Annotated in this window: 17 protein-coding genes; 11 read left to right on the forward strand and 6 right to left on the reverse strand. The window is 58.9% G+C overall.

Going from position 1 to position 22,116, the window contains the following annotated elements:
* The first annotated feature begins 513 nt into the window (after positions 1 to 513).
* From GC1_RS09390 to GC1_RS09405, 4 genes are all read left to right on the forward strand, one after another.
* On the forward strand, positions 514 to 1,536 hold the full coding sequence (locus GC1_RS09390) for a putative 2-aminoethylphosphonate ABC transporter substrate-binding protein (protein ID WP_019297963.1): 1,023 nt from the start codon (positions 514 to 516) through the stop codon (positions 1,534 to 1,536).
* 123 nt (positions 1,537 to 1,659) lie between these two features.
* The gene (locus tag GC1_RS09395; RefSeq protein WP_019297964.1) at positions 1,660 to 2,757 is read left to right on the forward strand and encodes a putative 2-aminoethylphosphonate ABC transporter ATP-binding protein; all 1,098 of its coding nucleotides are present in this window, start codon (positions 1,660 to 1,662) and stop codon (positions 2,755 to 2,757) included.
* Positions 2,754 to 4,760: a putative 2-aminoethylphosphonate ABC transporter permease subunit gene (locus GC1_RS09400; RefSeq protein ID WP_019297965.1), complete on the forward strand. Its 2,007-nt coding sequence runs from the start codon at positions 2,754 to 2,756 to the stop codon at positions 4,758 to 4,760. Before GC1_RS09395 ends, GC1_RS09400 begins: the two co-directional genes overlap by 4 nt.
* Positions 4,761 to 4,791: 31 nt before the next feature.
* Complete coding sequence (locus tag GC1_RS09405; protein ID WP_019297966.1) at positions 4,792 to 6,516, forward strand: Na/Pi cotransporter family protein; 1,725 nt, start codon at positions 4,792 to 4,794, stop codon at positions 6,514 to 6,516.
* A 4-nt stretch (positions 6,517 to 6,520) separates the two neighbouring features.
* Here GC1_RS09405 and GC1_RS09410 read toward each other — a convergent pair whose 3' ends face one another.
* The 5 genes from GC1_RS09410 to GC1_RS09430 form a co-directional block, all read right to left on the reverse strand.
* Positions 6,521 to 7,504: a GlxA family transcriptional regulator gene (locus GC1_RS09410; protein WP_082009017.1), complete on the reverse strand. Its 984-nt coding sequence runs from the start codon at positions 7,502 to 7,504 to the stop codon at positions 6,521 to 6,523.
* Between the two features lie 77 nt (positions 7,505 to 7,581).
* Entirely contained in the window at positions 7,582 to 10,032 is a 2,451-nt protein-coding gene (locus tag GC1_RS09415) for a GcvT family protein (RefSeq protein WP_019297968.1), read from the reverse strand.
* A gap of 66 nt (positions 10,033 to 10,098) precedes the next feature.
* Complete coding sequence (locus tag GC1_RS09420; RefSeq protein ID WP_019297969.1) at positions 10,099 to 11,586, reverse strand: tripartite tricarboxylate transporter permease; 1,488 nt, start codon at positions 11,584 to 11,586, stop codon at positions 10,099 to 10,101.
* Between the two features lie 9 nt (positions 11,587 to 11,595).
* Positions 11,596 to 12,156, reverse strand: a complete 561-nt coding sequence (locus GC1_RS09425) for a tripartite tricarboxylate transporter TctB family protein (protein WP_019297970.1) — start codon at positions 12,154 to 12,156, stop codon at positions 11,596 to 11,598.
* A gap of 54 nt (positions 12,157 to 12,210) precedes the next feature.
* Positions 12,211 to 13,158 (reverse strand): tripartite tricarboxylate transporter substrate binding protein, encoded by a 948-nt coding sequence (locus tag GC1_RS09430; protein WP_019297971.1) that lies wholly within the window; start codon positions 13,156 to 13,158, stop codon positions 12,211 to 12,213.
* 273 nt (positions 13,159 to 13,431) lie between these two features.
* On the opposite strand from GC1_RS09430, the gene GC1_RS09435 reads away from it, so the two are divergent.
* The 4 genes from GC1_RS09435 (at position 13,432) to GC1_RS09450 (ending at position 17,956) form a co-directional block, all read left to right on the forward strand.
* Entirely contained in the window at positions 13,432 to 14,379 is a 948-nt protein-coding gene (locus GC1_RS09435) for a phosphotransferase (RefSeq protein WP_019297972.1), read from the forward strand.
* A gap of 136 nt (positions 14,380 to 14,515) precedes the next feature.
* Positions 14,516 to 15,130, forward strand: a complete 615-nt coding sequence (locus tag GC1_RS09440; RefSeq protein WP_019297973.1) for a TetR/AcrR family transcriptional regulator — start codon at positions 14,516 to 14,518, stop codon at positions 15,128 to 15,130.
* Positions 15,131 to 15,198: 68 nt separating this feature from the next.
* Positions 15,199 to 16,608: an aldehyde dehydrogenase family protein gene (locus GC1_RS09445; protein WP_019297974.1), complete on the forward strand. Its 1,410-nt coding sequence runs from the start codon at positions 15,199 to 15,201 to the stop codon at positions 16,606 to 16,608.
* Positions 16,571 to 17,956 (forward strand): aspartate aminotransferase family protein, encoded by a 1,386-nt coding sequence (locus tag GC1_RS09450; RefSeq protein WP_337589016.1) that lies wholly within the window; start codon positions 16,571 to 16,573, stop codon positions 17,954 to 17,956. Before GC1_RS09445 ends, GC1_RS09450 begins: the two co-directional genes overlap by 38 nt.
* A 379-nt stretch (positions 17,957 to 18,335) precedes the next feature.
* Here the strand turns inward: GC1_RS09450 and GC1_RS09455 are convergent, their stop codons facing one another.
* Positions 18,336 to 19,241: a LysR family transcriptional regulator gene (locus GC1_RS09455; protein WP_019297976.1), complete on the reverse strand. Its 906-nt coding sequence runs from the start codon at positions 19,239 to 19,241 to the stop codon at positions 18,336 to 18,338.
* Positions 19,242 to 19,362: 121 nt separating this feature from the next.
* Between GC1_RS09455 and GC1_RS09460 the strand changes: the two genes are divergently transcribed.
* The 3 genes from GC1_RS09460 (at position 19,363) to GC1_RS09470 (ending at position 21,606) form a co-directional block, all read left to right on the forward strand.
* Positions 19,363 to 19,833 (forward strand): nucleoside deaminase, encoded by a 471-nt coding sequence (locus tag GC1_RS09460; protein ID WP_019297977.1) that lies wholly within the window; start codon positions 19,363 to 19,365, stop codon positions 19,831 to 19,833.
* Positions 19,834 to 19,904: 71 nt separating this feature from the next.
* Positions 19,905 to 20,978, forward strand: a complete 1,074-nt coding sequence (locus GC1_RS09465; RefSeq protein ID WP_019297978.1) for a BMP family ABC transporter substrate-binding protein — start codon at positions 19,905 to 19,907, stop codon at positions 20,976 to 20,978.
* Positions 20,979 to 21,093: 115 nt separating this feature from the next.
* Entirely contained in the window at positions 21,094 to 21,606 is a 513-nt protein-coding gene (locus tag GC1_RS09470; RefSeq protein ID WP_019297979.1) for a nucleoside deaminase, read from the forward strand.
* The last annotated feature ends 510 nt before the right edge of the window (positions 21,607 to 22,116 follow it).

Genomic DNA, 22,116 nt, shown 5'->3' on the forward strand with positions numbered 1-22,116 from the left:
GTTTCCGACCAAGCCTCCGCAAACAGCGGGGGCTTTTTCGATTCCGGCTGCCCAAAGCCATCAGCCCAGCCAATTCCCCAACAAGTTCAAGCTGATGACCGCCCGGCGCAGCACCGTCCGGAACCATCCGAGCCTCCGAAATCAGCGCCCGCAGCGCCGCCGTCGCCTCCCGCCGCACCTCTGGTGCATTCAGGGCGCCAGCCAGGTCCTCGATCAGTTCCCGGTACCGCGCCGACAGGCTCGGGTGCAGCCGCAGGGTACCGGCCTCGGCTGCTTGCCGTTTGGAGTGTTGTCATAGTGAAGTTTTAATTGACTCTATGACGCGATGATCATAAATCGAACTAAGCGTTCAGATTTTGACGAAATGTCAAAGCTGCCGCATGGAGGTTGCTAGTCGCAACATCAACCGGAGGAGGGAGGCGCGACAGAAATTGCTGTTTTTACAGTTCGAAAGTCTGGTCAAACAGCTTTTGGACGGCTCGGTCGCACCCTCAGACCCATAGGGAGGAGATTATGGTGTCGAAATTTTACACCCTGGTTCAGACAGTTGCTCTGGCATGTGCCGCAGCAACCGCGTCGGCCGAGACTGAACTGACGGTTTATACTGCTCTGAACGCAGATGATCTGGACCGCTATGCTGCGTCCTTCAATGAAACTAACCCGGACATCAAGATCAACTGGGTCAGGGATTCCACTGGGATCATCACAGCGAAGCTGCTGGCCGAGAAAAACAACCCGCAGGCAGATGCGGTGCTGGGGCTGTCTGTCAACTCAGTGATGGCCCTGAAGCTGGAAGGCATGCTGGAGCCCTACACCCCCTTAGGCGCCGATACGCTGAATGCCCAGTTCGTGGACAATGGTGATGCCCCTAGCTGGGTTGGCATGAATGCACTGTTTTCCGCGATCTGCTTCAACACCGTCGAAGGCGAGAAACTGGGCATCGCAGCGCCGCAATCTTGGGATGACCTGCTGAAACCAGAATATGCAGGCCATATTGTGATGCCGAACCCCAACTCTTCGGGTGCGGGGCTGCTGAACGTCACCAGCTGGCTGTCGCTGAAAGGGAGCGAGGACGGCTGGGGCTACATGGCCGGATTGCATGAGAACATCGCGCGCTACACGCACTCGGGGTCGAAGCCCTGCAAGCTGGCCGCATCGGGTGAAAACCTGATCGGCATCTCCTATGCGCTGGCGGCAACCAAGCTGAAGGGCAGCGGCGCCCCGATCGACATCATTATCCCGACGGAAGGTGTTGGCTGGGATATGGAGGCAACCGCCATCGTCGCGGGCACGCCGAAGCTGGAGGCCGCCCAGGCGCTGATGGACTGGACGGCGACAGAGGACGCCAATGAGGTTTATGCAAAAGTATATGCCGTCGTTGCCAAACCTGGCGTGTCCAATCCGAACGAGCATTACCCGTCCAATGTTGTGGACGCGATGATCCCCAGCGACTTTGCGAACATTGCCAAGAACCGCGACACCATTCTGAGCGATTGGCAAAGCCGTTTCGGCCATAAGTCCGACCCTCAGAACTGAGGGGCGGCATTCACCCCGGGCTGCTGCTCCCTGGCCCGGGGTTTTTCTTTCTTCACCAAAAGTGCGGCGGCAAATGATCGCGCAATGAACCAACCCCCGGTCGTCCGGCAGCGGAGAAATCCCATGGCAAACCCATATGTTGAGATCTCCGATCTCGAAAAATTTTATGGCAGTTTCTGCGCTCTGAAGGGCGTGTCGCTGACCATTCTGGAATCCGAACTCGTCTGTTTTCTTGGCCCGTCGGGATGCGGCAAGACCACATTGCTGCGTGCGATTGCCGGGCTCGACCTACCCAGTTCCGGGCAGATCCGGCAGGGCGGGGACGATATCACCAGCCTGCCGGCCTCGTCCCGTGACTACGGGATCGTGTTCCAGTCTTACGCGCTGTTCCCCAATCTCACCATCTCCCGAAACATCGGGTTCGGGCTTGAAAACCGGGGGCTTGGAAAGTCCGAGATTCAGGCCCGTGTTAACGAATTGCTGGCGCTGGTCGGCCTGCCTGACCAGGGCGGGAAGTATCCGTCTCAGCTTTCCGGCGGGCAGCAGCAGCGCGTGGCCCTGGCCCGGGCCATGGCGGTTTCGCCGGGCCTGCTGCTGCTGGATGAGCCGCTGTCGGCCCTGGATGCCAAGGTGCGGACCCACCTGCGCCACGAGATCAAGGAACTGCAGCGGGACACCGGTGTCACGACAATTCTGGTGACGCACGACCAGGAGGAAGCCCTGTCGATGGCGGACCGGATCGTGGTGATGAACCACGGTGTGATCGAGCAGATCGGGACTCCAACCGAAGTCTACCGGGAACCGGAAAGCCTGTTTGTGGCCGATTTTGTGGGGGATACCAACCAGCTGCCCGTCGCGTCTGCGGGTCCTGATTCAGTATCGAACGGCATTTCGGCGTTCCGCTGCCGCAATCACGGCCATGCCGCAGGCAAGGATCTGGTGGCAGTTATCCGGCCGGAGGATGTTGTGCCGGTTGAAGCCGGCGCGGCACCGTCGCAAGGCGCCAGCCGGATTGAGGTGATGATCCGGGAGATGGAATTTCTCGGCTCCTTCTGGCGCTGCGCCCTTGACAGTGCGGCCTTTGGAGGCGCGCATTTTTATGCGGATTTCTCAATCAATGCGGTGCGCCGGCTGGGGCTGACCCAGGGGGCAAACCTGACGGTTGAGCTGCCGGTTGATCGCCTGATGGCGTTTGAGCCGCTGCAGGAGGCGGCACAATGACGGATGCTGCACACCCGCTGCCCAAAACCGGCGTGAAGGCCAGGATGTCCCGCGACGACCTGGTCATACGCGGCGGCATCATTGTCATTTTCATGTATTTGCTGGTCGCTTTGGTCTTCCCGATGGGGGCCATGCTGGCAAAGGCGTTCTCGACCTATGCATTCCAGCTGGAGCAGTACGAATTCCAGGTCAGCGATGAAGCCGGCACATTTGATGATACGGTCCTTACGGCTGCAGTCTTGAATGCCGCAAATGAGACGCTTCCGCAGGAAAAGCTGACAGCAAAGTCGACCAGCAGCATTTCGGCCACGGCGTTTTTTCCTGAGTTCAGCTTCCGCAGCCCGGAGCGCTACCGGATCCGGACCGCGTCTGAAGATGCGGCTTTCTTGAAGGGCGCCCAGCTCCATTCCGGACCGAATTGGGTTGAAATGAGCTCTAACGAGTTCCGGCAGGTACTGCTGAAACCGTCGCGTAGTTACGGGCTCGGCAACTTCGCGACTTATTTCTCGACACCGGTTCTGTTCAAGTCCATCCGCAACTCCTTGCTGATCTCGGCAATCAGTACCGCGGTTACGGTTTCGCTGGCTTTTGCTTTTGCCTATGCGCTGAACCGCTCCTGCATGGCGCTCAAGGGGGTGTTCCGCCTGGCAGCCATGGCGCCGATCCTGGTGCCGTCGCTGCTGCCCGGTATTGCGCTGGTCTATCTGTTCGGCAACCAGGGCATGCTGAAATGGATGCTGATGGGGGAAACCATCTACGGACCCATCGGGATCTTGCTGGGGTCGATCTTCTTTTCCTTTCCCCATGCGTTCATCATTATCGCAACGGCGCTGACCCTGTCGGACGCACGGCTGTATGAGGCCGCCGCCTCGCTGCGCACGAGTCCGTTCAAGACCTTCATGACGGTGACGCTTCCCGGCGCGCGGTTCGGCCTGATTTCCGCAAGCTTTGTGGTTTTCAGCCTGGTGATGACAGACTTCGGCCTGCCCAAGGTGATCGGCGGGCAGTACTCCATGCTGGCAGTCGACATCTATCAGCAGGTGATCGGGCAGCAGAACTTTGAGATGGGTGCGGTTGTATCCTTCCTGCTGATCATCCCGGCGCTTATGGCGTTTGCCGTGGACCGGCTGGTGCAGGGCAAACAGCAGTCTCTGCTGTCTGCGCGCTCTGTGCCATATGAGCCTGCGCCGCGGCCTCTGACGGACAAGCTGTGCTTTGCCTTCTGTGCAGCCATGTGCGTCTTTCTGCTGGGGATCATCGGCGTCTGCCAGTACGCGGCGCTGGTCAAATTCTACCCCTATGACCTGAGCCTCAGCCTGAGCAACTACCGCTTCGACCTGTTGGACGGCGGCTGGGCGTCCTATTTCAACTCGATCAAGCTAGCGCTTCTGTCGGCCGTCTTCGGAACCGCCGTGGTGTTCCTGGCCGCCTACTTCGTGGAGAAGGGCAATGCTTTTTCGGCGGGGCGGGGGCTGCTGCAGGGGATCGCTATGCTGCCGATGGCAATCCCAGGCATGGTGCTGGGACTGGCCTACATCTTCTTCTTCAACGATGCTGCCAACCCTTTCAACTGGCTGTATGGAACCATGGCCATTCTTGTGGTCAGTACGGTGACTCACTTTTTCACGGTTGCCTACCTGACATCGGCCACGGCCCTGAAACAGGTTGATGCAGAGTTTGAACCGGTGGCCGCGTCACTGAAGCAACCGGTGTTCCGGCTGTTTTCGACGGTGACGGTGCCGATGTGCGCACCGGCCTTGCTGGAAATCGGTATCTACCTGTTCGTCAATGCGATGACCACGGTGTCGGTGGTGGTGTTCCTGTATTCACACAATACGCCCCTTGCTTCGATCGCGATCCTGAACATGGATGATGCGGGCGATATCGCCCCAGCAGCTGCCATGGGCATGATGATTTTCTACACCAACCTGGCGGCGCGGCTGTTCCATCTTTGGGTGTCCCGCGTTGTCCTGAAGCGGTCGCAAGCCTGGCGGACGCGCTGAGTTTCACCACCGGCGACGGGCCAAACTGTCTATGCTCGCCATCGTTGAAAATTCAGGGAAAGGTTACTCTGTGCAGATCCTGAGTTTTATCTTTCAATTGGCCGGGTCGGTCATGATGCTTTTGTTCGCAGTCCGTATGGTACGAACCGGCATTGAACGGGCCTTTGGTTCGGCATTCCAGAGATTGCTGACTGCGCCGCGAAATCCGCTGATGCTGGCACCGCTTGGGATATTGCTGGCCTGCGTCCTGCAAAGCTCGGCCGCAGTTACCCTCCTGGTAGCGGGCTTCTCAGGGGCTGGGGCACTTTCCTTTGTGCCTGGCATTGCAATTGTCCTGGGTGGAGATCTGGGCTCAGCCATGCTGATCCAGGTCTTGTCGCTTCGGTTGGACTGGCTCATACCTGTGCTTCTCACCACGGGTGGTTTCCTGTTCCTAAAGACCGACCAGCGCAGTTTGAAACAAGCCGGCCGGATTCTACTCGGTATTGCCTTCATTCTGGTCTCGCTGAGTTACCTCCGGCAAACAATGGAACCGTTCCGCGAAAGTGCGTTTCTGCCAGCTGTCGCAGGATACCTGGCACAAGACTTTGTGACGGCATTCCTAGTTGGGGTGATTTTGGCATTTGTCATGCACTCATCTGTGGCCGCCATCCTCATGATCGTTGCGGTCGTCGATATCGGCGCAATCTCGCTAGCGACTGGCCTGTCCCTAGTGCTAGGCGCCAATGCGGGCTCTGCTTTGATACCTGTCTGGTTGTCACGCGGTATGGAGCCAGTAGCGCGGCGCGTGCCAGTGGCAAACATGCTGCTGCGCGGAAGCGGCGCTATCTTGGCTGTTTCTCTTTTAAACAGCAGTGCTGGTGCTGATGTGTTCCTGGCGAGTGGAGATCCGGCCCAAACCCTGATTACTGTTCACATCGCCTTCAATGCAGCACTGCTATTGACTGTGCCTTTTGCTGTTCAACTGGAAGCACCAGTTGCTGCCATCTTTCCCAAAAATGAAGTGCGGGGTGAGGAACTTTCATGGCGCTACCGGTCGGTTTTAAACCGCGCAGACTTGGCCAGCCCTTCGCTAGCATTGGCCGGGCTGAGGAGGGAAGTATTGCGCATGGCAGGGTTGGTGGAGGAGATGACTGCCCCGGTTATGGATTTGTACAGGCGGGCTGATGAAGACACACTGGAACGGCAGCGGGGGTGCGAGGACGCGCTTAATTCTGCCTTGAATGAGGTGCGCAACTATTCCGCCGAGATTGATCAAACTGTGATTGGTCGGGAACTTCGCGCGGAATTGCGAGCTCTGGTAGACTACGCAATCGCACTGGAGGCCGCAGGGGATATCGTGGTTAAACGGCTGGTTCCTTTGACACAGGAAAAACACCGCAGCAGCTTGGAGTTCAGTCCGGCTGGTTTTTCCGAGCTGCTTACGCTTCATGCAAAGGCAATGTCTAACTTAGACAAAGCTACAAATGTTCTTATTGGATCTGACTTGGAGGGCGCCCGCCTTCTGCTTGAAGAGAAGGCCGAAATAGCCCGCATAGAAAGGAACAGCCGCAAAAAGCATCTCAAGAGATTGGCAGAGGGGGAGCTAAACAGCTTTCGCACAAGCGACCTTCATTTGGAGACCGCTTATTCTTTTAAGGAATTCCATTCGTGGATCGTTACAGTGGCTCACCCGATCTTGCAGCGCGAAGGACAGCTGCTTGAGACTCGATTGATCCGCAAACCGGAGCCAGCGCGAGCAAACGCTAAGGCATGAATGATCAAGCGGCGGGATCGTTTTCGACTCGCTGTGCAAACTGGTATGGAGAAATTCCGTATTTTTGCCTGAAGGAATTGCGGAAGTTGGAAGCCGAATAAAATCCGACACAGGCTGCGACCTCGCCTACGGTCAAGTCGGTCTGCATCAGCAGAAGTCGGCCACGGCAGAGGCGGGCATCCTTAACGAACCGGGCGGGTGTCATCCCGAGTTCACTGGAGAAGAGCCTCTCAAGCTGGCGTCTTGAAATGCTGTGGCGCAGGCACAGGGTTTCGATGGAAATGTCGCTGCTGAGGTTGGCGCGTATGTCGTTGAGAACCGAAAGTAGCGTTTTGTTCCGGGTTGCAAACCGCTGGTTCAGAGGCATCTTCTGCGCTACGCCGCTGTTGCGCGGGCCGTTGTGCAGGCAAAGGTCGGCAATCTCCTGGGCAAAATTGAACCCATGATCGCGTTCAATCACTTGCAGGATCAGGTCGCTCGCCGAGATGCCGCCGCCGCATGTTAAAATCCGCTGGTCGATGCAGAACCTGTGATCGGAAGGGCAGAGATGCCAATGGCTTTCCAAGAATGACGCGCGGGATTGCCAGTGCAGGGTGAACTCCCTCTCTGCGAGAATACCGGCATTGGCAAGAAGCTGCACCGCGGTGCCAACCGCGCCAATACGTGCGCCGCGCCGCCAAGCGGCGCGCAGATCGCCTCCCAGCTGTTTGGAAACCGGGTGGTCCGCAGCAGGGCCGAACACCAGCATGATGTCTGCACTGCGAAAATCATCAAACCCGGATGCCACGCCGAGTGCTGCCCTGTTTGTGTCTGTGACTGGCTTTCCGTCCGGGCTGTGCAGTGTCCAACGGTACAGCTCGTTTCCAGCCAGAAGGTTGGCTTCTCTAAGCGGTTCGGTCACTGCACCGAGGGATAACAGGTCGAACCCAGGAACCAGAAGCAGAGCCAAGGTTGTTGCATCTGCAGAAACTGGGTGTTCAGGGATCATGGCAGAATTCTTGTTTTGAACAAGGTGGGTGGCATGCGCCGGCCAAGGGGGGACAAAAACCGGCGCATGCGCTCTTACTACGACAGAAGCTTCTTGCTTTGGGGGTCGTAGAATCCGCGCAAGCGCACAGTGGCATCCACGGCCTCGCCTTCGATCAGAACCTGATAGTGGCCGTATTCAAGGTCAGCCTTACCTGACGCGCCTTCCGGCAGGTCAAGAAGGCACAGGCCGGTGGCGGTGCCTTGAATGTAGCTGTAGGCCGCACTGTTGATGGAGCCGAGCACCTCGCCATTGCGCAGAACAGGCTCGCGCCCGAATAAGAGCGGTTCGGCATTGTTCAGTTTGATCGCGCACAGGAAGGGTCCCTGTGCCTTTTCCTTGCGGTCCAAGTAGGCATCGCGCCCGATGAACGGGATGTCCTTTTTGGTTTTGCACAGGAATTCGACACCCAGCTGATGCGGGGCTTCCATATAGGCCATGTCAGTGCCCCAATGCAGGTATCCCTTGTCGATACGCAGGGCGTTGAGCGCATCCGTGCCCAGCAGGCGGATGCCGTATTCGTCCTGCTTCGCCATGATGGTATCGAACACGTGCTCGGCCAGATCCGGCGTCATGTAGAGTTCGAAGCCAAGCTCGCCGCTGTAGGAAAGGCGCTGGACCCAAACCTCTGCATAACCAATGCGGATGGTCTTGCCGGAGTTGAAGGGGAAGGCCTCATTCGACAGATCGGCATCTGTCAGAAAGGACAGCAGTGCGCGGCTTTTCGGCCCCATCACCGACAACGCGGCAAAGGCGGTGGTCACGTCGCGGATCCGCACGTCCTCGCCGGGTTTGACATGATCGCGCAGCCGGTTCAGGTCGCGGCGGCGGCGTCCGGTTGAGCTGGTGACGATGAAGCGGTCTTCGGCATGGCGGGCGACCGTCATGTCGGTTTCGATGCCGCCGTCCTCGTTCAGCATCAGGGTGTAGGCCAGCCGCCCCGGGGCAATTGCCATATTGTTGGTGCACATGCGCTGCAAGAAGCTTTCGGCGTCTTTACCTTCGACTTCGGTCTTTCCCATCGGGGAGTAGTCGATGATGGCCACGGCCTCACGCGCCGCCTGCTGTTCGGCCTGGGCGTATTCGAACCAGTTGGCACGGCCAAAGGAGTACTCTGCCTTCGCCTCGGTCCCGGCAGGCGCGTACCAGGCCGGGCGCTCCCAGCCCATGGATTCACCGAAATAGGCGCCGCGGTCCTTGAGCAGGTGATGGAACGGTGTCTTGCGGATGCCGCGCGCAGTGTGCCGCTGGTGATGCGGATAGTGCAAAGCATAGGACAAGGCGAGGGTTTCAGGCGCGCGCTGCTGCAGGTAGGCATCGCCTGCCTGGAAGCTCTCCAGACGGGCCGGGTCAACACCGCTGAGGTCGCGCATGGGCTTGCCGTTGATGATCCATTCCGCCAGAGCGCGGCCCGCGCCTGCACCGCATTGGATGCCGGTGGAGTTAACGCCTGCGAGAATGAAATACCCCTTGATGTCAGGTGCTTCGCCGATGGTAGCGCGCCCGTCGTGGGTGAAGCTTTCGGGGCCGTTAAAGAAGGTCCGGATGCCGGTTTCCTGAAGCACCGGAACCCGTTCCAGCGCCTCCTCCATCACATCCATGACGTGTTCCTCGACAAAAGGCAGCGAGTCGAAACTGAAGTCCTCCGGGATGCCGTCTTCGCCGTAGGGAACCACGATGCGGTGGCCAAAGCCGACCAGGAGCTTGCCCGCGTCTTCCTTGAAATAGGTGGCATCGTCATAGGACCGCAGAACCGGCAGGTCCTTGGGCAGGTCCGGGATCGCTTCGGTAACCAGGTAGTAATGCGCGCAGGCGTGCAGCGGGATTTCGACCCCGTTCTGACGGCCCAGTTCGCGCGCCCACATGCCGGCGGTGTTGACCACGACGTCGGCCTGAATGTGGCCCTTGTCGGTGCGGACCCCTGTCACACGGCCGTTCTCCACCACGACCTCCTCGACCTTGGTGTCTTCGAACACCTGGACGCCGCGTCCGCGGGCGCCCTTGATCAAGGCTGTGGTCAGGTCCACAGGGTTGATGGAGCCGTTGCTGGGGATCCAGACGCCGCCTGCGACGCCGTCCAGATTGACCAGCGGATAACGTTCCTTGATCTCGTCGTGACCGATTTCACGGGCTTCGATATCGAACAGCCGCGCAAAGTCGATCTGGCGGCGCAGCTGGCGCATCCGGTCGGGGAAGCGGGCCACCGTGACGGAACCCGTTTGGCGGAAGCCGGTGGTCTGGCCGGTCTCGGCTTCAAGTTCCTCGATGATTTCGGTGCCGTAGGAGGCGAACTCGGTCGACAGCGTGTCGCCGCGCAGCCGCCCGACCAGTCCGGCGGCGTGCCAGGTGGTGCCGCAGGTGAGCTGCTTGCGTTCCAGCAGCACCACATCGGTCCAGCCCTGTTTGGCCAGGTGATAAGCGACAGAACAGCCATGCACGCCGCCGCCGATGATGACGACTTGAGCACGGTCAGGGACTTGATTTGCCATTGTTCATTCCTTTGCAGATGGTTGGCCGACGGCATGCGGAGGGGACGCGCGCCGGGATTGAAGGGGTTAGACGGGGTTTGACAGCGCCTTGCGGAGCCGGAAGACCGAAATCAGGTGCAGGGTGACCGCCAGGACGATCAGGCCGAAAATGGTGGCGGCGATGGGGCGGTTGATCATGTCCAGCGGCGTTTGCACGTTGGCGAGTGCGATGCGCAGCTTCACTTCCATGATGCCGCCCAGAACCATGCCGAGGATGATCGGCACGATCGGAAGGTTCAGCCGTTTCAGCACCATGCCCAGCACACCGAAACCGGCGGCGATGGCGCAGTCCGTCACCGAGTTTCGCAGCGCGTAGACGCCGACGAAAGAAAGCGTGAGGATGATCATGCCGAGGTATCGGTTGGGAATGATGATGACCCGGGTCAGCTGGCGCGAGAACAGAATCAGGAAAACCAGCGCCAGCACGTTCAGCGCCAGCAGGCACAGGTAGAGGCCGAGAATGAACTCCGGCCGCTGCTCGAACAGGCCTGGGCCAGGGATCACGTTGTGGACGTAGAACACGGTCAGCATCATCGCGGTCAGGGCTTCGCCCGGGATGCCGAGGGCCAGCAGCGGGATCATTGCGGCGGCGGGCACCGCATTGTTCGCGGCTTCCGAGGCAATGATCCCTTCGGGAGAGCCATTGCCGAATTCTTCAGGCGTCTTCGAGGTTTTCTGCGCCAGAGAGTACGAGAAGAACTGGGCCAGGAACTCTCCAACACCGGGAATGATGCCGAAGATCACCCCAAAGCCGGAGGAGGACAGCACGGTCTTGGGAAACCGCAGCACTTCGAACAGGTGCTGAAACACTCCGCGGCCGATTTTCGGCTCTGCCGCATCCTGATCCTCGCCAAGCAGCAGGACAAAGGCCTGGCTGAGGGCGAAAAGCCCCAGCACCACGACGATGACGTCTATGCCTGAGGCCAGCCAGGTCTGATCGAAGGTGAAGCGTTTCGAATAGCGGATCGGTTCCAGACCGATGGTGTTAATGAAGATGCCAAAGCACAACAGCGCCCCGGCGGCCATGTTCTGGCCGCGGTGGACAATGACGACCAGAACCATGCCCAGGAGGGCGGCAAGAAAGATCTCCTTGGCGCCGAAGTTCGGAGCGATACTGGCCAGGAGCGGCGACAGGGCAATCAGGGCCAGCACCGAAATGACCCCGCCGCAGAAGGACGCGCCATAGGCAAGCGAAATGGCACGGGTGGCTTCACCCCGTCGGGTCATCGGGTAGCCATCATAGGTTGTCAGGGCGTTGACCGCGGTGCCGGGGGTGTTCAGCAGAATCGCAGGCAGCGCGCCGCCGAACATCGAGGAGCCGTAGATGCCCAAAAGCAGGGTCAGGCCGGTAAGCGGCTCCATGGCGTAGGTCGCGGGAAGCAGGATGGCGATGGCAACCGCTGGTCCCACGCCGGGGATGGCGCCAATAATGATGCCGCCCAGTGATCCGGCAACCAGGGCAATCAGGATGTCCCAGCGGGCCAGCATCTCGAGCGCGGAGAAAAGCAGATCCATGACAGCCTCTTACAGATAGATCAGGAACAGGTTGCGGAGACCGGCGGGCAGCAGCTCATAGGCGGCACCGGCAGGTATCTTCACCTGCAGAAAGCTGCGGAAGAACAGCACCACAGCCAGTGACAGGCCCACGGACACCCATAGGAACCTGGCGCTGCGGTAGCCCAGCCGCAGTGTGAGCGCGGTGCTGAACAGCAAGGTGGACGGCAGGTAGCCAAGGCGGGGCACGATCAGTACATAGGCCAGAAACCAGCCGGTAAACTCCGCCGAGCGCAGCCAAAACAACAGTTCCGGCCCCATTGGCGCTCCCTGGCGTGTGGACAGGTTGCGGCGGATGCAGATGCCCAGGTTCATCACGCCAAACCCCAGCATTCCGTAAATCGACAGAAGCGACCAGAAGCCGGGCTGGTTGAGCGCGCTTGCACCCTTTGCCGTTTTCAGTTCAGCACCTGTGTTGAACCAAAGAAAAACTGCAAACAGGAAGGCCGCCACCGAGAAGGCCAGTTCAGCACGCACATGCGGCGGTTCGATAATGCCGATGGCATCTTGATGTTCCGGTTCTTGCGGCATGGCTGCCTCCCTGCTTGCAGCGGCAGGGCCCTGGGAGAGGCCCCGCCTATGGGATCAGAGACCCAGGCTTGCGTTGATTTTGGCGATTGCGTCGATGTTCTTGCCGATCAGGTCTTTCGATCCGTCGGCATCCAGCCAATAGAGCTGGGCGCCGGTCTCTTCGCCAAACTTGCGGGCGCGTTCGCCGGCGATGGTCTTCTCTGCCACGGAAGCGATCTTCTCGCGCACATCCGCCGGGGTGTCCTTGTGCACGAACAGGCCGTTCCACAGGGTCAGGTCCAGTGCAGGAACGATTTCCGCAACGGTCGGCGCATCCGGCGCGTGGGGCAGGCGCTCAGGCGTGATGGCTGCCAGGACCTGAATATCGTCGAGACAGGGCAGCATCAGCTGGATCGTGGTGTTTCCGACATCCGCGTCGCCAGAGGCGAAGGTGTTGCAGTCGACCAGGTCAAAAGCGGCGTCAGAGGCATATTGAAACCCCAGCTCCTGCGCCAGCGACAGGGTCACCTTGGTCGGGGTCAAGGGCGCGCCGAAATGGGCCAGAGTGACAGGATTGTCCTGCGCGTGAGCGGCCAGTTCCTGCATTGTGCTGTAGGGCTTGTCCTTCGACGTCACGATGACAAACGGGTAGGTCAGGAAAATGCCGAGGGGGTCAAACGGGTCCGGGGACAGCTCGGGGATCCCCAGAGAAGGGCCAACCACCGGAACGCCGATCACAAAGGAGCCGATTGTATATCCGTCAGCCGGTGCAGAGGCGACTTCCACCGCGCCGGGAAACGGGCCGCCGCCGCCGCCGGGTTTGTTCACCACTGCGGCCGGCACTCCGTATTCAGCCTGGAAGTCTTCGGCAATCATGCGAGTCAACACGTCTTCCATGTCGCCTGGCGGCCAGGGCACCACGAATTGCACGGGTTTCTCCGGATACTCCGCCCAGCCGGGCACAGCTGTGAATGTCGCCATGGCTGCCGCCACGGTCACTGCAGTCATCTTCGCAAGTTTCATTGGTCTCCTCCCTTAAGGACGCTGAGGTTTGCGGTTTCCCTCCCGGCCGAGCCGGCTCGTTCAAAAACTGAACTAAAAGTTCGATTATTGACGAATAGGATATTTTCTGACATAAAATTCCCAATCTGTAAACGCTTCTTGCCTGGCTCGGCGTCCAACAGTGCAAATTCAGGCTAAAACGCCGGAATCGCACTAAAGTCCTGAGGCAGGGTTCTGGGGCCGTCTGATTTCTGCGCGGGGAGGTGCGGAAAACAGCCAAATGGGAGAGAGAGTTTGACCGAATCAGCAGTTGTTCAGGACACCGCCGAATTCGATGAGCGCATTGCCCGCATCGTGGCTCAGGTTCCCGGATGGGACGATGGCAAGGCCACATGGAAGTGGCTTTCAGGCGGCGGGGCTCACAAGAATTTCCTAGTAGACAATGGGGACGGGACTGCACAGTCCGTCGTCAAGCTGTGGAACCGGGACTGGGAAACGCTTGGAATTGTGCCGCCCAGTGCGGTGCCGATGCTGAATACCGTTGATGCCGGGCGGGCGGGCATCGGCGCGCCGGTTGTCGCCATTGTCGACGATCCGCTGGCCCTGATGATTGAGTTTCTGCCCGGCAAGCCCGTGAATCTCAAGGATCCTGACGTTCTGCCCCGCGTCGCAGCAAAGGCGCGTCAGTTGCATGACAGCGGCCTCAACTTCCGCCGCGATTTCAACCCGTTTGCCGAGGCGCGTGTGATCCTGGCATCGGCTCAGCGTGCCGATGTCGCCTTGCCGGACGACTACAACGAAATCCTGCCTGTTTTGCAGAGGATCGAGCAGGCGCTGGACTTGCGGCCGCGCGATTTCGTCCCCAGCCATAATGATCTGTACAGTGCCAACCTGCTGGAGCAGCCGGACGGGACAATCCGGCTGATCGACTATGACCTCTCGGGCAACAGCGACCGCTGCTATGATCTGGGTCTCATGACCACTTTCGAGGATCTCGATTCCGATCAGGTCAGCCGCCTCACTGAAAGCTACTTTGGCACCTTCGACAGACGGATGCGGGCGCGTGTCGAGATGTTTGCCATCGCATCGGATTATTGCCAGTTCGCGCTGTTTGCCACAGCCCTCGCGGTGGCCGACATGAATGACGACTACGACTATGCGGGTTTCATGACGCAGAACTGGAGTAACATCCAGAAGCGGACCAGCGGCGCGGGCTTTGGTGCCTTCCTCGCAGAAGTTTGATCAGTCAGGGGCTGCCAGCGGCTAGGCTCTGCCGTCTGGCAGATCTCAAACCCGGTGTTCAGTGATTGAATGCCTGTTAGTTTTTGAAACGCGCGGTTAAACTCAAATCCGACAAATTCGGAAGGAGGCCCGACGCATGGCCGAAGGAGAAAAACAACTTTCTCTGCGCGAGCGCAACAAGCTGCGGACACGCAGGGAAATCCACGCTGCGGCGCTGGAGGTGTTCCAGGAGGAAGGCTTCGCGGGCAGTTCGGTTGACAAGATCGCAAAGACGGCAGGCACATCGAAAGGGACGATCTACGTCTATTTCCCCGATGGGCTCAACGACATCTACCGCGAGATTTACGCCGACCTGAGTAAAAAGATCCTGAACGCCGGATGTAACGCTCGTGACGCTGAAACAGATCCCGTGCAGCGCATCATGGCCTTGGCCGCAGCCCTTTTGGAGTTGTGTGCGCAGCCGGAAACTGGGCGGTTCTACAGTTTGCTCAGCCCAACGTTGCGGCCGGTTCTTGCACCGGTTCTGGGCCAGGCCTCGAGTGAGTTCACCGTCATGGTGGCTGAGGATGTCCAGGCGCTGCGCAACAATGACAGTGCTGCGGACGCCACCGTTTTTGCGGAGCTGCTGGTTGGTGCCATGCGTGAGGCCGCAAAGATCGTGAGCGACGCGCCGCGCAAAAAGAAATCGCTGCTCGCCGGGCTGGAAGCCCTTGCCGCCGGTCTGGCGCGCAGCCCCGACCGAACCGCTTAACACCGTGGCCCGTCCGGCATTGCCTGTCTGGCCGCATGAGCCTGAACAGACAATGCCGGAGGCGCATAATGAAAACTTACTCCCTGATCATCGGCGGGAAATCCGTCCCCACACCCAAGCATTTCGAAGTCCGCAACCCGGCAAACGGCGGTGTGGTCGGAAGCGCGCCCTGCGCCACCAAGGAGCAGCTGGACCAGGCGGTCGATGCGGCTGAAAAAGCCTTTGAGAAATGGCGCAAAAGGTCGAGCAAGGACCGCGCTGCGGCCTGTGAGAAGATTGCCCAGAAAATTCAAGAAAACGCCGAGGAGCTGGCGCAGCTGATCACCCGCGAGCAGGGGAAGCCGCTCAATGGCCTCGGATCCCGCTGGGAAGTTGGCGGGGCCGTGGCCTGGACTGGCTATACCGCCACGCTGGATACCCCCGTCGAAGTGCTGCAGGATACCAATGAAGGCAAGGTGGAGATGTACCGCAAGCCGCTGGGTGTTGTTGGTTCGATCACCCCGTGGAACTTCCCGGTCATGATTGCAATCTGGCACATCATCCCGGCAATCCGCGCAGGCAACACGGTTGTCATCAAGCCGTCGCCCTTCACGCCCTTGGCCACGATCCGGCTGGTGGAGCTGATGAATGAAGTTCTGCCGCAAGGTGTCGTGAATTGCATAACCGGCGAGGATTTCCTGGGCGCCGAAATGTCGTCGCACCCCAAGATCCGCAAGATCGTGTTCACCGGCTCCTGCGCCACCGGCCAAAAGATCATGCGAAGCGCGGCGGAGACCATGAAACGCCTGACACTGGAGCTTGGCGGTAACGATGCTGGTATCGTGCTGCCGGACGTGGATCCCAAACAGATCGCCGAGGGGCTTTTCTGGGGGGCGTTCATCAATGGCGGCCAGACCTGCGCAGCCCTGAAGCGCCTTTATGTGCATGACAGCGTTTATGAGGATGTCTGCAATGAACTGGCGGAGTTCGCCAGGAACATCGAAGTCGGTGACGGGATGCTCGAAGAGAGCATCATTGGTCCGGTTCAGAACAAGGCGCAGTACGACAAAGTGTCCGAACTGGTTGAGGATGCCAAGAAGGTTGGCGGCAAAGTGCTGCTGGGCGGAAAGGCACAGCACAAGGGGCCGGGGCATTTCTACCCGCTGACTCTTATTGCGGATCTGGACAACGGCACTCGGCTTGTTGACGAGGAACAGTTTGGTCCGGTGCTGCCGATCATCCGCTACAGCGACGTGGATGAGGTCATCAAGCGGGCAAATGACAACCCGAACGGCCTGGGCGGGTCCGTTTGGAGCCGCGACAGCAGCAAGGCCAAGGAGGTCGCCTGCCAGTTGGAGTGCGGGTCTGTCTGGATCAACAAGCATGGCGCCATTCAGCCCAATGCCCCGTTTGGCGGCGTGAAAGCCTCGGGGATCGGTGTCGAATTCGCCAAGGAAGGCCTTGAAGAATACACCGATATCCAGGTCGTGTTCTCGTGAGAGCCGAGACTTCTCTGGAGAGGGGGTTTGCATGAAAAATGCTTATGAAAAGCCAAAAATGTCGGCGAGGGCGCGGTTGATGATGGCCAGAAGGGAACGGCTCCTGGGGCCGAACAATCCGACCTTCTACGATGATCCGGTGCATTTTGTGCGGGGTGAAGGTGTCTGGCTGTTCGACGCGGACGGCCGGCGCTATCTGGATGCCTACAACAACGTGCCCCATGTGGGGCACTGCCACCCGCATGTGGTCGAGGCGATCTCGCGGCAGGCCGGCCTGTTGAACACTCACAGCCGGTATCTGCATGACAATGTCCTGGACTATGCCGAACGCCTGACAGCCACTTTCCACCGCAGCCTGTCAACGGTCCTGCTGACCTGCACCGGCAGTGAAGCCAATGACGTGGCGCTGCGCATGGCGCGGGCCATAACCGGCAAGCACGGGGTGATCGTCACCGACTTCACCTATCACGGAAACACCAGTGCGGTCATGGAACTGGCCACGCTGATCCCGCGCGAGGACGGGTTCAGCACGCATCTGCGGACCATCCCGGCGCCAGACAGTTATCACCTTGAGCCGGGTGAGAAGGATGAAACCGATATGGCAGCCCGGGTTTTGGCGCACCTTGATGCGGCAATTTCATCCTTGGAAGAAGCGGGGCACGGGGTGTCCGCAATCATGTTGTGTCCGATTTTTGCCAATGAAGGGTTCCCGGATTTGCCTCCGGGGTTCCTGGATCGCGTAGCCAAACGTGTGCGCAAGGCTGGCGGTGTTGTCATCGCAGATGAAGTCCAGCCGGGGTTCGGGCGGACCGGTGCGGCGATGTGGGGCCATCAGTACTCCGGATTCACCCCGGACATCGTGACAATGGGCAAACCCATGGGCAACGGCCATCCCATTGGCGGCGTGGCAACCACTCATGACATCATGCATGCCTTCCGGACCAAGAACGTCTATTTCAACACATTCGGCAGCAATCCGGTCTCCTGCGCTGCCGGCTTGGCTGTTCTGGATGTGATTGAAAATGAAAGCCTGATCGAGAACGCGGCGGAGGTTGGGGCCTACGCCAAAGAGCGTCTGGAAAAGATGGCGGAAAAGTTTGGCTTTTTTGGTGACGTCAGAGGGGCAGGCTTGTTCTTCGGTGCAGAGATTGTTCATCCAGGTGAGCAGATCACTGCAGACAAGAAGCTGGCTAAGAGGGCGGTGAACCTGATGCGCGAAAACGGTGTGGTCATGGGGCTGCTAGGGCGGAAGGAAAACTTGTTCAAAATCCGCCCACCAATGCCGTTTTCCAAGGCAAATGCTGACCACCTTTTTGAAGTGATGGATCATGTCCTGAGCCGACTTTAGAGACAGTAAGGTTGGCTGCGCAACTTTCCTCATCTGCCGTCCCTCGGAGTTCCTCTGGAAAACCGCCGCTTTCTGCTTCGTGCAACTGGCGGTTTGCAAACGCTTCGAGACAAGGTGATATGGCTAAAAGCGCCTATGGGCTTTGGTTCGGCCGACTGCTGGTTGCTAACAATGACAAAGCAAAGCCAGGCTCGCTCAGTGTGGTCGATAGCGCCGCGGTTCTCCCCCCCATAGTTGTGCGGTGGGTGCTGAAATGAGGCATCCCGGCAGGATTTTGAGCGGTCTTGCTGTGCCTCATTTCCCTGTGTGCTTCCATGCAAATACAAAGGGTTAGCGGAGGAAAAAGGGGGAGGTGTGATCATTCGGGCCAAGCTGTGCTTCAGATTTGCGCTATGGCGTTGATCAGTGCGGCAGCCGTTTTTGCATGGTCCTGCAGGTCAGTCGTCAGCTCAGCGTTGGCGTTGACACAGACGCAAACGCTTTCCTCCATCCGCTGGTCTTTCAAAGGCACAAACCGGATGCCGCCGGCCAGCAATTCCGGACGGACATCGAAACGTGTCATAAAGGCCACCGCATGCCCATTCCGAACCATTTCGCTGGTGAAGAGGACCGAGTTGCTGGATGAAACAATCCGGGGCCGTTTCCGCTGCCGGTGGATTTCCGCCAGCAGCCGGGAATGTACGGACAGGTTTTCGCTGGGCAAACTGACGGGCCAATCCAGACACTCCGCAATCGATATTTCGTGCTGGTCGACAGTGAAATGGATTGGACTATAGACGAGACCGATCCGGCACGAAGTCTCTGACAGCACCCGGACAGGCTGGCTGGGCCGCGCATTGAATGCCAGGGCCAGATCGATTTCGCCTTCGGACAAGGCATGGATCAGCGTATTGGTATCGCCGGTCCTGACCTGCAGGACATCCAGGCGTTCCGCGGCCGTCTGCCGGTCATAAAGAGCAGGCAGCAATGTCTGTGCAAAACACTCTGCTGCGCCGATGCGGAGCTTCTTTTCATTTCCCCTGTCCTTGCGCGCGAGACTGGCGCGCAAATGGGTGCTCTCGTTCAGCCAGCGTTCGGCCTGACTCAGCAGTTTGAGCCCGTCCGCGGTCAGCTGCATTCCCTTGGCGTGGCGGGCAAACAGTGCTGTCCCGAGGTCTTCCTCCAGCAAGCGCATCTGCCGGCTCAGCGCAGATGAGGAAATATTCAGCTTGTCTGCTGCCTTTCGGATCGAGCATTCACGCGCCACTTCGACAAAGGAATGCAGCTCCCGCGAGAACTCAGACATCCTACCCTCCTGCCAAGACCGTGTTCAAATTTTTCGCGCGCTATGCGCGATTCATTCTGATTTTTATCACGGACGAGACAGCCTAGGCTATGCGGGAAACCTTCAAAACAGGTCACGCATTATGCAAAATGATATCGATCACCTGCGCACCACCGTGAAGATCGCGCATGACTGCCGCGCCGAAGGAAACCACCCCTTCGGAGCAATCCTGATCGGCCCGGATGGCAGTGTCCTTCTCAGAGGCGGGAACACCTACTCCAGCGACAAGGGCGTCGGCCACGCAGAGCTCAACGTGGCCCGGGAAGCCAGCCAGAAATTCTCCCCTGAGTTTCTGAGCGAATGCACGCTCTATACATCTGTGGAACCCTGTTGCATGTGCGCGGGTGCCTGCTACTGGGCCGGCATCGGCGCAGTCGTCTACGGCATGACAGAGAAACGCCTGGCCGAATTGACCGGGGACAACCCCGAAAACCTGACGCTCGATCTGGCTTGCAAAACGGTCTTTGCTGCTGGACGCCGGAAGATGGAGGTCCGCGGCCCTTTCCCCGAGATCGAGGAGGAAGTCGCTTTGGGGCACAAGGACTTCTGGTAGCGGCAAAGGCGCGAACGGCCTACCGCTTTCCGCGCCCCTAGGCGAGAGTACTTTCAACGAGGAGAAAACCCATGAAACTCAGATCTTTGCTGGGGGGCGCTGCTGTGGCGCTTGGTTTGACCGCAAGCGCGGCATTTGCGGACAAGACCAAAGTCGGCTTTGTCTATGTCGGCCCGGTTGGAGATGGCGGATGGACCTACGAACATGAACAGGCGCGCAAGAAAGTTGTCGAAGAGTTCGGAGATCAGATCGAAACCGTCTTTGTCGAAAGTGTGCCTGACGGACCGGACTCCGCACGTGTGATGACCCAGATGGCGCTGGAAGGCGCAGATCTGATTTTCGCCACATCCTTTGGCTACATGGATCCTGCGATTGAAGTTGCCAGCAAGTTTCCCGATCTGAAAATCGAACACGCAACCGGGTACAAGACCGCTCCGAACGTGTCGGTTTATTCTGCCAGGTTCTATGAAGGCCGTGCCATCCAGGGCCATATCGCGGGCAAGATGACCAAGTCCAACGTGATTGGATACATTGCATCTTTCCCGATCCCTGAGGTCATCCGCGGCATCAATTCCGCCTACATCCACGCCAAGAAGGCAAATCCGGATGTAGAGTTCAAAGTTGTCTGGGTCTCTACCTGGTTCAATCCGGCCAAAGAGGCCGATGCCGCAAAGGCGCTGATCGAACAGGGCGCTGATGTGATCCTGCAGCACACCGATTCAACCGCCCCGATGGCAGCGGCGGAAAGCGCCGGAAACGTCATCGGTTTCGGCCAGGCATCTGACATGGCCGAATACAAGGACGGCCCGCGGGTCTCGTCGATCATCGACAATTGGGCACCTTATTACATCAGCCGCGTGCGAGCCGTGATCGATGGCACCTGGGAACCGGTGAACACCTGGGACGGCATCGGCGCAGGCATGGTGGAAATCGGGGAAATGACCGACAAGATCCCTGCCGCCGTACAGGCCGAAGCCCTCGCGATGAAAGAGCAGATCGCAACTGGCACCTATCATCCTTTCACCGGTCCTCTAAACAAGCAGGACGGCAGCGTCTGGCTTGCGGAAGGTGAAACCTCTGACGACGGGACGCTGGCTGGCATGGACTTCTTTGTTGAAGGTCTCGACGCTCTGATCCCCAACTGAGCTTAGGCCGCCGCGTGCATGCGATTTTGTTTGCCTGCGGCGGTCCGCTCTTTATTGGCCCGCAAAACCAGGGCACCCGGCCCCTGAAACGCCTCATAATGCAATAGAGAATGTCATGAAAACACCGCCGAACCTCGAAAACCTCGACGTGGAATCGCTGTTGCGCCGCACGTTTGAACTGGCGCAATCCGCCCGCTCTAAAGGCAACCACCCATTCGGCGCGCTGCTGTGCGACTTCGATGGCAATATCGCCCTCGAAATCGAAAACACCGTTGGCGATCTGAACGATTCAACGTGCCACGCCGAACAGAACCTGATGAGCGCTGCTTCTCGCAAGTTTACCCGCGAAGAGCTTGCTGAACTCGTCATGGTTACCAGCACGGAACCCTGCGCGATGTGTGCCGGTGCAACTTTCTGGGTCGGTGTGAGGGCTGTTGTTTATGGTCTGTCCGAGCTCGCATTGGTTGAGATGTGTACAAGTGAAGCCTCGCCGCACCCCGAGGTTCTCAACCTGCCGTGCCGCCGGGTGTTCGAAAGCTCCCCGAACCACCCAACAGTGGTCATTGGCCCGCTTCTGGAAGACGAAGCCCGCAAACCGCATGAAGGCTTCTGGACTGCCGGGTACTGAGTGTGGCTGAAAATCTCCTGAAGCAGGGACACCTTGCAAGACGCGGATCCAATCGCACGTAGGGCAGGGAAGTATCAGGAATATCAAACTGCGTTTTGTTGAATCTACTACCCCAGCTTTCACGAATTTGAGAAACCACTGGCCTCTGAAGGATCGCTTTGTCCTACTGCACCGGCTTTGCAGCGCCTTCTTCTAGTGGCGGCAGCGCTGTATTTCATATTGATCGTAGGGGGCCAGTTAAGGCGCAGGGCTTTTCAGCCCGAAGCCCCGGCAAACTCTTTTCATTTAGTGCGGTCACGCAATGCTGCCGCTATTTGCGTGTTTTTTTACGACTACACACTTGCCGAGAGAGCAGGTAGGATACGGCGGTTGTCTGCTCCTGCAGTCAAAAACGTCAAGCAAGATCAACGCCTTACGCCCCGAATACGCGGGGCTTTCTGCATTGGCACATGCCGCGCTGGAAGCACTGTGAAAGCAGAAGAACGTAAAACGCGCTGGTGCGCAGGGGCA

The sequence above is a fragment of the Leisingera sp. ANG1 genome (assembly GCF_000203975.2).
Taxonomy (GTDB): Bacteria; Pseudomonadota; Alphaproteobacteria; order Rhodobacterales; family Rhodobacteraceae; genus Leisingera.